We start from the raw sequence: 12,107 nt of genomic DNA on the forward strand, positions 1-12,107 counted from the left end.
GCCGACCAGCGCATAGGTCAGGTTGGAAATGTTCATGTCTTGTAAGGGTTTCCGCCAGGGCGGCCGCTTCACCCCGCTTTAACCAGGGCGGCAGGCATTTTCCCCGCCGGCCCCCCCTTGCCCTATGCTTGGGGCTGCAACAGGGAATGATTTTGGGCATGACGGCGGCAGAGAGCGTGGAGAAAGCCCCGGGCGTGGCACGCCCGGCGACGCGGCCTGCCGTGGTCCCCATGGCTGCCGTGCCGCGCGCCGCCTGGAACCGGCTGCGCGATAAAGCGGTCCAGACCAATGGCTTTTACAGCCCCGACTATGCCGTGGCAGCCGCCGGCCTCGCCGCCAAGCCGGGCCTGCTGCTGGCCTATGCCAGCAATGCCGACCGTGACCTGATCGGCCTGGTGCCGGTAGTATCGGCGTGGCGCGCGCTGCGCCTGCCTGTGCCGGCTCTGGTCGCCTTGCAGGCCTATAGCCCGCTCAGCGTGCCCCTGCTGCACCGGGATGCGGCGGCAACTGCCGCCGGCGCCCTGATCGATGCGGCAGCGACCGCCGGCGCCCGCGTGCTGTCACTGCCGGCAATGACCCTTGACGGTCCTGCCTTTGCGGCCCTGCGCGAGGCAATGGAGCAGCGTGGCCTGCGCCCGGCCATTCATGACCGGCATGAGCGCGCCGCGTTCGACGCCACCCAGCCGGCTGAGCCCTATCTGCGGACCGGCCTGGGCGGCAAGCGACTCAAGGAATTGCGGCGCCTGCGCAACCGGCTCGCCGATGACGGCACGGTGGCCTTCGCCCTTGCCCGCACTCCGGCAGACGTGGCGGCCGCGCTGGAGCGCTTTCTCGCCCTTGAAGCCATGGGCTGGAAGGGCGCGGGCGGCACCGGCCTGGGGCAGAATCCGGACGCCGCCGCCTTTATCCGCGCCGCCACCGCCGGGCTCAGCGCCGACGGGCGCGTCGAAATTGCCGAACTGACCCTAGATGGCGCGGTCATCGCCTCCGGCTTGGTGATCCGCCAGGGCGCCCAGGCGCTGTTCTTCAAGATTGCCTATGATGAAAACCACGCGCGCTATTCCCCGGGCGTGCAGCTGACGCTGGAACTGACCCACCATTTTGCCGCCGACCCGGCCATTGCCCTGGTCGATTCCACCGCCGATGCCGGCCATCCGATGATCGACCATGTCTGGCGGGAACGGCTGCAAATTGGCGATCTGCTGATCCCCACCATGCCCAACGATCCGCTTGCCGGCGCCATCATCGCGCTGATGGCCGCTCGCCGCACCGCCCGCAGCCACGCCAAGCGGCTGCTGCATGCCCGGGCCAACCCCAAGGAGAAACGTCCGTGACCGCATTGCTGACCGCCGAACCGGCCGCCTTTGAAACCCAGTTTCCCGACCGGCCCTTCCGCATCAATCATGGCCTGGTGGGCGATGCGCGCCTGACGCTGCCGGCCATCCTCGACCTGGTCAAGGCCCTGCCGCGCGATCGCATCGAATACAATTCTGGCAAGGCAGCGGTGAGCCAGGACCCCTCCGCGACGCCGCTGGTCGATCTCGACCCCGAGGACGTCATCACCCAGATCGAGACCGCCGGCGCCTGGATGGTGCTCAAGCGCGTCGAGCATCACCCCACCTACAAGGCCCTGCTCGAAGAGGTGCTGGATTCGGTGGCCAAAGCCCGCGGCTTTGCCGGCGCAAAGGATGCCCGGTTCACCGATATCCAGGGCTTCATGTTCGTTTCCTCGCCCAACTCGACGACGCCGTTCCATCTCGACAGCGAGGACAATTTCTTCGTGCAGATCCATGGCGACAAGCAGTTTGCCATCTACGACAATACCGATCGCAGCATTGCCAGCGAGGACCAGATCGAGCACGCGATCACCAAGCACCGCAACCTCAAGTTCGACGATGCCTATGCCCCACGCGGCACGGTCAACGAGCTCAAGCCGGGTGAAGGCGTTTTCGTGCCCTATATCTGGCCGCACTGGGTCAAGACCAAGGACACCTATTCGATCTCGCTGGCCATTACCTGGAAGACCCCCGAGGTGAAACGGCGCAACCATCTCTATGTCGCCAATTCCATGCTGCGCGACCGCGGCTTCCCCCAGCAGGCGCCCGGCGTCAGCCCTGGATGGGACGGACTCAAGGTCGCCGCCGTGCAGGCCCTGGCCCTGCTGGCCGCGCCGCTGCGCCAGAGCGAGGGCCTGCGCAAGCTGCTCCGCACGCTGGTCCTGGGCAAGAACGCCAACTATTACTACCGCGACAAGGCCAAACCCAAGCCAGGCATGTAGCGCCGGCGCGGGATATCCCGGAACACAGGCGGCCGGGCAACCGGCCGCTTTTTGGTCAGGACTTGCGGGTGAGGGTGAACAGGAACTGGCGCAGCCGCTTGGCCGCATTCCACAGCCGGGGCGTCTGCTTGATCTGGCGCTTGATGCCATCGCGCAGGCCCGACGCGGCGGCGGCCAGCTGCCCCCGGCGGGTCAGCGCGATGACGCTGTGGAATACCGGTTCGCGCTCGGCCCACTCGCTTTTATAGGCAAAATCGCCCAGCCCCATATCCATGGTCAGGATCCCGGCCTGGGTAAGGTCATCCATCACCGTGCCGATCAGGATGGCCATCAAGCTATATTGCGAGGCCGGGCCCGAACTGGTCGAATTGATATATTGCGAATAGTGGTCGCCCGCCATGGCGCCCCAGCAGGTGGCCGCGATCTCCTCGCCGGCATAAAGCACATGCAGGCACAGCGCCGGCCGGCTCTGGCCAAAGCTTGCCGAGGCCAATTGCCGGAACAGGCGCACAAATCCATCCTCGGCAAAGATATTGCGCACGCCCATCTCGACGAACCGCGCCGCGCGCTGCTCGAGAAACACCTGGTGCGCCGCTTCCAGCGTCGCCAGATCGTTGACCCGCACGGTCCGTAGCGGTCCGAAACTTTCTGCCAGCCGCCGCATGCCGCGCGTGATATTGTTGCGTCGCTTGGTGCTCAGCCTGTGCTCGATATAGGGCACTGGCGTGGGCCCGATGGTGGCCACATAAGTGTTGGAGGCGCCCGGTGCCTTGTCCAGCGCCAGCACTGCATTGTCCATGCCCTGCCAGCGCGCGGGCTGGTTGTAGAGCGTCACGAGATCGGCGCCCCCCGCTGCCTGGCAGATACGCCGCAACAGCGCCTGCAGCGTCGCCGGGTCGGGATTGAACCGGGGCAGCGCCACCAGCCAGTCGCTGTTTGATGACGCCGTGCCCAGCATGGTGGCGACGCGCAAGCCGAAATGCTGCCTTATGGCCAAGGGCAGCAGCGCCACGGTTTCGCCCGCCTGGCGGATGACGGCGATCACCAGTCCCGCGTCGCTTTCCAGCCCGGCCGCAATCAATGCCTTGATCCAGTCAAAACGCTGATAGGGCGTCAGCACGGCAGCCGCCTCGAGCGCCCGCCATTCGGCCTCAGCCGCATCCATGTCATGAAAGATTGCGACGTCAAACGCCTTCTGGGCCGATATTGGCCCGTGTCCGGCTTTGCGCCCTGTCAGCAATGTCATCGGTCGGCTTGGTCCATGCTTCGGATTGGACGGCCACGCTAACGGCTAAATGGGCAGGATTTGATTAATGGGGCGATGGGATAAGCCGGCGCCGATGCCGACCCCGCCGGTGGCGATGGGATGGGGCCGACTTTGTTGACTCGCCGGCACCATTGACGTAAAGCCAGCCCATTCATCAGGCCCAGTTCCTGACCAGCCGACCGGGACCCCTTGCAGGTATCGACGATCCCGGAGGCCACCACCCACCAGCGCGTTGCGCCCGTGGGTGTGCTTGGCGTTTGGACTGATGGATCCCATATCTCTCTCGGATTGCCCGAAGAGAAGAGGACCAGATAATGTTCGAGAGCCTTTCCGACCGGCTTGGCAAAATCTTTGACGGACTACGCGGCCGCGGCGCGCTGAGCGCCGACGACGTCGACCTGGCGCTGCGCGAAATCCGCCGCGCGCTGCTCGAAGCCGACGTATCGCTCGAAGTGGTCAAGGCCTTTGTCGAACAGGTCCGCGACCGCGCCGTGGGCGCCGAGGTCACCCGCTCGGTGACCCCTGGCCAGCAGGTCATCAAGATCGTCCACGACGAGCTCGTCGCCGTGCTGGGCGAAACCAGCGTCGCCATCGACCTCAATGCCAAGGCTCCGGTGACCTTGCTGATGGTCGGTCTGCAGGGCTCGGGCAAGACCACCACCACTGCCAAGATCGCCAAGCGCCTCAAGGACCGCCAGAAAAAGAAGGTCCTGCTCGCCTCGCTCGATACCCGCCGTCCCGCGGCCATGGAACAGCTGCGCGTGCTGGGCGAACAGGTCGGCGTCGATACGCTGCCCATTGTCACCAGCGAGAGCCCGGTCGAGATCGCCCGCCGCGCCGAGCGAGAAGGTCGCCTCGGCGGCTATGACGTGCTGATCCTCGATACCGCCGGCCGCACTCATATCGACGACGAGCTGATGGCCGAGACCGTCAGCATCCGCGACATCGCCAATCCGCACGAAATCCTGCTGGTCGTGGACGCACTCACCGGCCAGGATGCCATCAATGTGGCGCGCTCCTTTGACGGGCGCCTCGACATTACCGGCATCGTGCTGACCCGCGTCGACGGCGATGGCCGTGGCGGCGCAGCCCTGTCGATGCGCGCTGCCACCGGCAAGCCGATCAAGCTGATCGGCACCGGCGAAAAGATGGATGCGCTGGAGGATTTCCACCCCAGCCGCATCGCCGACCGCATCCTGGGCATGGGCGACATTGTCAGCCTGGTCGAAAAAGCCGCCGAACACGTCTCGGCCGAAGACGCCCAGAAGATGGCCAAGAAGCTCAAGAAGGGCTCCTTTGACCTCGACGATCTGCGCAGCCAGCTGATCCAGATGAAGAAGATGGGCGGCATGGGCGGACTGATGGCCATGATGCCGGGCATGGGCCAGATGAAAAAGGCCATGGCCGGGGCCAATGTCGACGAGAAGGTATTCGATCGCCAGATCGCCATCATCAATTCGATGACCAAGAAGGAGCGCGCCGCGCCCGACCTGCTCAATGCCAGCCGCCGCAAGCGCATCGCTGCCGGCGCCGGCGTCGAGGTCAGCGAAATCAACAAGCTGGCCAAGCAGCACCGCCAGATGGCCGACATGATGAAAAAGGTCGGCAAGGGTGGCATGGGTGCGCTGGGCGGCATGATGGGGGGCAAGATGGGCCAGATGATGGGGGGCATGGGCGGCATGCCCGACCTCTCCAAGATGGACCCCGCCCAGCTCGAACAGATGGCCCGCCAGGCCGGTATCGACCCCAGCCAGCTCAAGGGCCTGCCCGGCCCGGCTGCCCCCGCTTCCAAGGCGCTGCCGACCGATGTCGGCGCCCTGCTCAAATCCGCTGGCGGACCGGCTTTGCCCGGCTTTTCCGCCGCTCCCCGTTTCCCCGGCCTGCCTGGCCTGGGCAAGAAAAAGTAACCGTTTCAACCAACCCTAGGATACCAATATGTCCCTCAAGATCCGTCTGGCCCGTGGTGGCACCAAGAAGCGCCCATTCTACCAGATCGTCGTTGCCGATGCCCGTTCGCCCCGCGATGGCCGCTTCATCGAAAAGCTTGGCACCTTCAACCCGCTGCTGGCCAAGGACAATGAGGGCCGCGTCGTGCTCGACCTCGAGCGTTCCAAGCATTGGCTGAGCGTTGGCGCCCAGCCGACCGACCGCGTGCTGCGCTTCCTCGACGTCGCCGGCGTGATGAACCGCGAAGCCCGCAACAACCCCGACAAGGGCAAGCCCGGCGAAAAGGCCACCCAGCGCGCTGAAGAAAAGGCCGCCAAGCTGGCCGCTGCCGAAGAGCTCAAGAACGCTCCCAAGGTCGTCGAGGCGCCTGTCGAAGAAGCTGCTGCTGAAGAAGCCCCTGCCGCCGAGTAAGTCTGGCGCACACCTGAATGATCAAGGCCCCGGTGGAAACACCGGGGCCTTTTTGTATCTGTTCTGAATTCCCCCGCAGGGGCGGGTGTCGATGGCGCGATTCTAGGCCTTGAGCTTGGCCAGGATCGCTGCGCCCATTTCTTCCGTGCCGACCGTCTTGCGGTTGTCCTGGGCGATGTCGCCGGTGCGCAGCCCGTCGCTGAGGACGGCAGAAATGGCGTTTTCGATGCGGGTGGCCAGCTCGATCATGCCGAAGCTGTAGCGCAGTGCCATGGCGATGCTGGCGATCATGGCGATCGGATTGGCAATGCCCTTTCCGGCAATGTCGGGGGCCGAACCGTGCACGGGCTCGTAGAAGGCCTTGCGCTTGCCGGTGACCGGGTCGGGCGCACCCAGCGATGCCGAAGGCAGCATGCCGAGCGAACCCGTCAGCATGGCAGCGACGTCGCTCAGGATATCGCCGAACAGATTGTCGGTGACCATGACGTCGAACTGCTTGGGATTGCGCACCAGCTGCATGGCGGCGTTGTCCGCCAGGATATGGTGCAGCTCGACATCGGCATAATCCTTGCCGACGCCCTTGACCACTTCATCCCACAGCACGCCGGACTTCATCACGTTCTTCTTGTCAGCCGAATGCACCTTGTTGTTGCGCGTGCGCGCCAGGTCGAAGGCGACCCGGGCAATGCGGTCGATCTCATAGGTCTCGTAGACCTGGGTATCGATGGCGCGCTTCTGCCCGTCGCCCAGCTCGGTAATGGTCTTGGGCTCGCCGAAATAGACGCCGCCGGTCAGCTCGCGCACGATCAGGATGTCGAGCCCTTCCACCAGCTCGCGCTTGAGCGAGGAGGCATCGGCCAAAGCCGGATAGCAGATGGCGGGGCGTAGATTGGCGAACACGGCCATTTCCTTGCGCAGCCGCAGCAGCGCCGCCTCGGGGCGGTGCTCATAGGGGACATTGTCCCATTTCGGCCCGCCCACCGCGCCAAAGATCACCGCATCGGCCGCCTTGGCCTTTTCGGTATCCTCATCGGTGATCGCCACCTGATGGACATCATAGGCCGCGCCGCCAGCCAGGCCGCGCTCGGTGGCAAAGTCGGTCAGCTGCTCGCCATTGCTCCAGGCGATCAGCTTGTCGACCTCGGCCATGATCTCGGTGCCGATGCCGTCGCCGGGGAGCAGGAAGAGGGAATGGGTGGCCATGAGGGATCCTTGCCGTACTGGTGGTTACGCCTTTGACCTTGCTCATAGCGGCAATCGTCATATCTGCGCAAGCTGTGCCCCGCTGAAAACGTCTCATCGTCGTGCCGACCGACCCCCGGCTCTGACTTAGCCCCCGACAAAGCCATTGCGCTCGAACAGTACCCAGAAGGCGACAAAACTGCTGATGAAATGGGCCAGGCCCACATAGAAGACCGAGCCGGTCCGCCAGGCGATCCAGCTCCACAGCAAGCCAAGCGCCGCCGCGCCCCCGATCAGCGCCAGGGCGCCGCCCGCAAAGGTGATACCCAAGGTGAGCGCCAGCGGCATGTGCCAGGCAGTGAACAACGCCCAGCCCAGCCAGAAACCGAGGCGCGGCCGGGTCCGGTAGGTGGCGATGAACCCGCCCCGCCAGGCCAGCTCCTCGAGCGGCGCATGGATCGCCGCGACGAGAAAGGCCAGCCACATCCCGTTCGTGCTGAGCAAGGCCGTATGGGGCACAAAGTAGATCGCTGCCACCAGGCTTGCCTGCGCCAGCAGCAGCGGCAGGATCCACCAGTCGCGCCAGGCCAGCTTTTCCGAGAACAGTCGCCCGTCATTGCCTGGCAGGGCATGCAAGGCGATGACCGGGACACAGAAGGCCAGCCAGGAAAAGCCCAAGACGAGCAGGTAACCGGCCCGCGCATCCCAGGCCGTAAGCCAAGGCACGATGAAAAACAGCGCCCCGATAAGGAGCGCTGCATGCATGACCAGGGCGATCTGCCGACCGGACATCACCCGGCCTGGCTCAGCTATGGCTGCCGGCAGCGCCGATGCGGGCGGTGACCTCGATCTCGATCTTCATGCCGGCCTCGATCATCTGCACGATCAGCATGGAGGCAGCGGGCCGGATATCCTTGAACACCGGGCCCACGGCCTTGACCACCGCATCGACATCAGCGCGGTCGCCGACATAATAGACTACCCGCACGGTGTCCTGGATCGACGAGCCAGCTTCCTTGAGCGCCTTGTCGATGGTCGCCAGCGCATTGGCCGCCTGGGCGCCGACGTCGTCGGGCATGGTCATGCTGGCATAGTCATAGCCGGTGGTGCCGGACACGTAGACGGTGTCCTCATGACGGACAGCACGGGAATAGCCGAAGGTAGCCTCGAAGGGGGAGCCGGTGGAAACGCGCTGGACCATGATCAACTCAGGTGTTTGTGAAGGAAGAACCGGCTGGCGCCGGGCGGATAATTGGCGATCTCGCCGAACACGACATAGCCCAGCTTGGCGTAAAAGCCCGGCGCCTGGAAGCTGAAGGTATCCAGCCAGATGCCATCGCAGCCATGCTGGCGGGCCACGTCTTCGGCCTTGGCCATGATCTGACTGCCCACGCCCTGCCCGCGCAGGCGCTCGGGCACGATCAGCAGTTCAACGAACATCCAGTTGAAGCTGACGCGCGCGGTGAGCCCGCCATCCACGACGCCGGAGGCCGGATCGCGCAGGGTCAGCCCGATATCACGCGGCGCCGGAAACTGCGGCGCCTTGGACCGGTTGAAGGCGGTCAGCGCCGCGCTGATCGCCGCTGCACTGTCCGGCTGCAGCTCGGCCTCGTAGCCGATCTCGACCATGAAATCAGAGCCAGGGGCGGTTGGCCGCCATCTTGGTTTCAAACGAGGTGATGGAGGGGTCGGACTTCAGCGTGCCGGCAATGTCGTCGAGGCCTTCGAGCAGGATCTGCTTGCGGCTCGGATCGATGTCGAAATGCAGCGTGCCGCCATCGGGACCCTTGATGGTCTGGCTTTCCAGGTCCACCGTCAGCGTGGCATTGGAGCCGCGCTCGGCATCGTCCATCAGCAGCTTGAGCTGCTCGGCCGAGACCACGACGGGCAGGATGCCGTTCTTGAAGCAGTTATTGTAGAAGATGTCGGCAAAGCTGGTCGAGATCACGCAGCGGATACCAAAGTCCAGCAGCGCCCAGGGCGCGTGCTCGCGGCTCGAGCCACAGCCGAAATTGTCGCCGGCCACGATGATCTGGGCGTCGCGATAGGCCGGCTTGTTGAGCACGAAGTCGGGGTTTTCGCTGCCATCATCCTTGTAGCGCATCTCGGAAAACAGCGCCGTCCCGAGGCCGGTGCGCTTGATGGTTTTCAGATACTGCTTGGGGATGATCATATCGGTATCGATATTGATGAACGGCAGGGGCGCCGCGACACCGGTCAGGCTGATGAACTTGTCCATGAGGAAACCTCGCTTTGGCAACGGTCTTGGCGCAAAACCGCGCCCGCGGTCAAGCCGTGAATGCCGCAAAGCGTTCGCCGGCGCCCCGTTGGGGACTAGCCGGGCTGCTTGCTCGGCTTCCAGGTGACCACGCGGAAGAGGTAGACCAGCACCACCAGCGCCAGCACGCCATAGCTGAGCGGGTCGAGCACCACCTCGATGACGTGGTAATGCTCATGCAGGATATAGCCGGCCATGGTCAGGATGGTATTCCAGATCAGCGCGCCGGCGCCGGACGCCGCCACAAAAACCGGCAGGCTCATGCGCGACAGCCCGGCCGGAATCGAGATCAGCGTGCGGATCAGCGGCATCAGCCGGCCGAACAGCACGATGATCGGCCCGAAGCGGGTGAACCAGCCCACGGCTATGTCGATCTCGTCGGCATTGAAGGCCATCAAGCGCCCGAAACGGTCGGCCAGACGGCGCACCCGGGCCAGTCCGAACACGCGCCCGGCATAATACCAGGGCAGCATGCCCACCACCGCGCCCACCGTGGCGGTGGCGATGACGCCAAACAGGTTGAGATCGCCATTGGCGGCGGCAAAGCCGGCAAAGGGAATGATCAGTTCGGATGGGATCGGCGGAAACAGGCTCTCCGCCAGCATGACGAGAAAAATGCCGACATAGCCAAGCTCGGCTATGGTCTGGATGATCCAGTCAGTCATGCGTCTGCCTCTCGATATGCAGGATGGGGGCCAATCATCACCCCCTCCTGGCCTCAATTAAGGGCGCTACGGAACTGTGAAATGGCGCGATCTTGCCCTAGAGCGGAGCAATGCCTCCCCTGATGGGGAGGTTGGGAGGGGGTGGGGCGGCAGGCCCCGACCCCCAAATTGTCGTCAGGCCGACTTGGACACGCGGCTCATGCGCTTGCGATCATTGGGGTCGAGCCAGATCTTGCGCAGGCGCAGCGACTTTGGCGTCACCTCGACATATTCGTCTTCGGCGATATAGCCCAGCGACTGCTCGAGGGTCAGCTTCTTGGGCGTGGTCAGGCGCACCGCTTCGTCCTTGGACGTGGTACGGATATTGGTGAGCTGCTTGCCCTTGAGCGCGTTGACCTCGAGATCGTTCTCGCGGTTGTGCTCGCCAATGATCATGCCTTCATAGATGTCGACGCCCGAGTCGATCATGATCTGACCGCGGTCTTCCAGATTCCACAGCGCGAACGCCACGGACTGGCCGGCGCCATTGGAGATCAGCACGCCGGTGCGACGGCCGGGCAGATCGCCCTTGAACGGCACGAAGGAGTGAAACAGGCGGTTGAAGATGGCCGTGCCGCGGGTGTCGCTGAGCAGTTCCGGCTGGTAGCCGATCAGCGAGCGGGTAGGCACCAGCAGCTGGATGCGGGTACGGCCAATGCCGGACGGGCGCATGTCGGTCAGTTCGCCCTTCCGCTCGGTCAGCTTCTGCACCACGGTGCCGGTATGCTCGTCATCGACGTCGATGATGACTTCCTCGATCGGCTCGAGCTTCTGGCCGTTCTCTTCCTTGAACAGCACCTTGGGGCGACCAATGGTGAGCTCAAAGCCTTCGCGGCGCATGTTTTCGATCAGCACGGCCAGCTGCAACTCGCCGCGGCCGGCCACGTCATAGCTGTCATTGTCTTCGCCGGGCGTGACGCGGATGGCCACATTGCCCTCGGCTTCGCGCATCAGGCGTTCACGGATCACGCGCGACTGCACCTTGTCGCCTTCGCGGCCGGCCAGCGGGCCGTCATTGATGCGGAAGGTCACCGACAGAGTTGGCGGATCGATCGGCTTGGACGCGATCGGCTTGGTCACCTGCGGCGCGCAGATCGTGTCGGCCACGGTGGAGGTGACGAGACCGGCAATGGCGACGATGTCGCCCGCTTCGCCCGAATCCACCGGCGTGCGCTCGAGGCCACGGAAAGCCAGCACCTTGGAGACGCGGCCCTTTTCGACTTCCTTGCCCTCGCGGTTGAGGGTGTGGATCGGATCGTTCGACTTGACGGTGCCCGAGGTGATGCGGCCGGTCAGGATGCGGCCCAGGAAGGGGTTGCGCTCGATGGTGGTGACCAGCATGCGGAACTGGCCTTCTTCCACCGTCGGCTCTGGCACATGCTCGATGACCTTGTCGAGCAGCGGACCCAGATCGTCCTTGGGGCCTTCGGGCTCCATGGCCATCCAGCCCTGCTTGGCCGAACCGTACAGCACGGGGAAATCGAGCTGCTCGGGCGACGCGTCGAGCGCGATGAACAGATCGAAGATTTCTTCGAGCACTTCGAGGTGGCGTTCGTCCGACTTGTCGATCTTGTTGATCGCCACGATCGGGCGCAGACCCTGGGCCAGCGCCTTGCCGAGCACGAACTTGGTCTGGGGCATCGGGCCTTCGGCCGCGTCCACCAGGATGACCACGCCATCGACCATCGACAGGATGCGCTCGACTTCGCCGCCGAAATCGGCGTGGCCGGGGGTGTCAACGATATTGATGCGGGTGTCTTTCCACAGCAGGCTGGTAACCTTGGCCAGAATGGTGATGCCGCGCTCGCGCTCGATATCATTGCTGTCCATGGCGCGCTCTTCGACGCGTTCGTTTTCGCGGAAGGAGCCCGACTGCTTGAGCAGGACGTCGATCAGCGTGGTCTTACCGTGGTCAACGTGGGCGATGATAGCGATATTGCGCAAGGACATATGGATCCGGCCTGTTTGGCATGATCCCAAAACCTCGGGCCGCGATAGGGGCGGCAACAAGCGGCTGAACCATGCAGGAATGAACGCGCG

12 protein-coding genes are annotated in these 12,107 nt (G+C 64.4%); 4 read left to right on the top strand and 8 right to left on the bottom strand.

What is annotated here, in order from left to right; translation table 11 throughout:
* Positions 1-158 precede the first annotated feature (158 nt).
* Both AC4NN3_RS10280 and AC4NN3_RS10285 read left to right on the top strand, forming a co-directional pair.
* Positions 159-1,334 carry a GNAT family N-acetyltransferase gene (locus tag AC4NN3_RS10280; protein ID WP_491927006.1) on the top strand — a complete coding sequence of 392 codons (1,176 nt, stop codon included), beginning with the start codon at positions 159-161 and terminating at the stop codon, positions 1,332-1,334.
* Positions 1,331-2,278, top strand: a complete 948-nt coding sequence (locus AC4NN3_RS10285) for a cupin-like domain-containing protein (protein ID WP_491927007.1) — start codon at positions 1,331-1,333, stop codon at positions 2,276-2,278. Before AC4NN3_RS10280 ends, AC4NN3_RS10285 begins: the two co-directional genes overlap by 4 nt.
* Before the next feature lie 55 nt (positions 2,279-2,333).
* On the opposite strand, the gene AC4NN3_RS10290 is transcribed toward AC4NN3_RS10285, so the two are convergent.
* Positions 2,334-3,443 carry a GNAT family N-acetyltransferase gene (locus tag AC4NN3_RS10290; RefSeq protein WP_491927008.1) on the bottom strand — a complete coding sequence of 370 codons (1,110 nt, stop codon included), beginning with the start codon at positions 3,441-3,443 and terminating at the stop codon, positions 2,334-2,336.
* Between the two features lie 416 nt (positions 3,444-3,859).
* Between AC4NN3_RS10290 and ffh the strand changes: the two genes are divergently transcribed.
* Both ffh and rpsP read left to right on the top strand, forming a co-directional pair.
* Positions 3,860-5,452 carry a signal recognition particle protein gene (gene ffh, locus AC4NN3_RS10295; RefSeq protein ID WP_491927009.1) on the top strand — a complete coding sequence of 531 codons (1,593 nt, stop codon included), beginning with the start codon at positions 3,860-3,862 and terminating at the stop codon, positions 5,450-5,452.
* Between the two features lie 28 nt (positions 5,453-5,480).
* A complete protein-coding gene (rpsP, locus tag AC4NN3_RS10300; protein WP_491927010.1) occupies positions 5,481-5,903 on the top strand; it encodes a 30S ribosomal protein S16 in 423 nt (140 codons plus the stop codon).
* A 102-nt stretch (positions 5,904-6,005) separates the two neighbouring features.
* Here rpsP and leuB read toward each other — a convergent pair whose 3' ends face one another.
* From leuB to typA, 7 genes are all read right to left on the bottom strand, one after another.
* Positions 6,006-7,106 carry a 3-isopropylmalate dehydrogenase gene (gene leuB / locus AC4NN3_RS10305; RefSeq protein ID WP_491927011.1) on the bottom strand — a complete coding sequence of 367 codons (1,101 nt, stop codon included), beginning with the start codon at positions 7,104-7,106 and terminating at the stop codon, positions 6,006-6,008.
* A 126-nt stretch (positions 7,107-7,232) separates the two neighbouring features.
* Positions 7,233-7,877: a CPBP family glutamic-type intramembrane protease gene (locus AC4NN3_RS10310; protein WP_491927012.1), complete on the bottom strand. Its 645-nt coding sequence runs from the start codon at positions 7,875-7,877 to the stop codon at positions 7,233-7,235.
* Positions 7,878-7,890: 13 nt separating this feature from the next.
* Entirely contained in the window at positions 7,891-8,286 is a 396-nt protein-coding gene (locus AC4NN3_RS10315) for a RidA family protein (RefSeq protein WP_491927013.1), read from the bottom strand.
* 2 nt (positions 8,287-8,288) lie between these two features.
* A complete protein-coding gene (locus tag AC4NN3_RS10320) occupies positions 8,289-8,714 on the bottom strand; it encodes a GNAT family N-acetyltransferase (protein WP_491927014.1) in 426 nt (141 codons plus the stop codon).
* A 4-nt stretch (positions 8,715-8,718) separates the two neighbouring features.
* Entirely contained in the window at positions 8,719-9,324 is a 606-nt protein-coding gene (gene leuD, locus AC4NN3_RS10325; RefSeq protein ID WP_491927015.1) for a 3-isopropylmalate dehydratase small subunit, read from the bottom strand.
* Between the two features lie 95 nt (positions 9,325-9,419).
* The gene (locus AC4NN3_RS10330) at positions 9,420-10,028 is read right to left on the bottom strand and encodes a DedA family protein (protein ID WP_491927016.1); all 609 of its coding nucleotides are present in this window, start codon (positions 10,026-10,028) and stop codon (positions 9,420-9,422) included.
* A gap of 174 nt (positions 10,029-10,202) precedes the next feature.
* Complete coding sequence (gene typA / locus AC4NN3_RS10335) at positions 10,203-12,017, bottom strand: translational GTPase TypA (protein WP_491927017.1); 1,815 nt, start codon at positions 12,015-12,017, stop codon at positions 10,203-10,205.
* Positions 12,018-12,107 lie beyond the last annotated feature (90 nt).

It is taken from the genome of Devosia sp. MDV22-iso42, assembly GCF_058629155.1.

Bases quoted from the DNA above. Each gene is read 5' to 3' on its own strand.
- leuD (WP_491927015.1), bottom strand. From the start codon at position 9,324: ATGGACAAGTTCATCAGCCTGACCGGTGTCGCGGCGCCCCTGCCGTTC.
- AC4NN3_RS10330 (WP_491927016.1), bottom strand. From the start codon at position 10,028: ATGACTGACTGGATCATCCAGACCATAGCCGAGCTTGGCTATGTCGGC.
- AC4NN3_RS10310 (WP_491927012.1), bottom strand. From the start codon at position 7,877: ATGTCCGGTCGGCAGATCGCCCTGGTCATGCATGCAGCGCTCCTTATC.
- AC4NN3_RS10320 (WP_491927014.1), bottom strand. From the start codon at position 8,714: ATGGTCGAGATCGGCTACGAGGCCGAGCTGCAGCCGGACAGTGCAGCG.
- leuB (WP_491927011.1), bottom strand. From the start codon at position 7,106: ATGGCCACCCATTCCCTCTTCCTGCTCCCCGGCGACGGCATCGGCACC.
- ffh (WP_491927009.1), top strand. From the start codon at position 3,860: ATGTTCGAGAGCCTTTCCGACCGGCTTGGCAAAATCTTTGACGGACTA.
- typA (WP_491927017.1), bottom strand. From the start codon at position 12,017: ATGTCCTTGCGCAATATCGCTATCATCGCCCACGTTGACCACGGTAAG.
- rpsP (WP_491927010.1), top strand. From the start codon at position 5,481: ATGTCCCTCAAGATCCGTCTGGCCCGTGGTGGCACCAAGAAGCGCCCA.
- AC4NN3_RS10315 (WP_491927013.1), bottom strand. From the start codon at position 8,286: ATGGTCCAGCGCGTTTCCACCGGCTCCCCCTTCGAGGCTACCTTCGGC.
- AC4NN3_RS10290 (WP_491927008.1), bottom strand. From the start codon at position 3,443: ATGGATGCGGCTGAGGCCGAATGGCGGGCGCTCGAGGCGGCTGCCGTG.
- AC4NN3_RS10280 (WP_491927006.1), top strand. From the start codon at position 159: ATGACGGCGGCAGAGAGCGTGGAGAAAGCCCCGGGCGTGGCACGCCCG.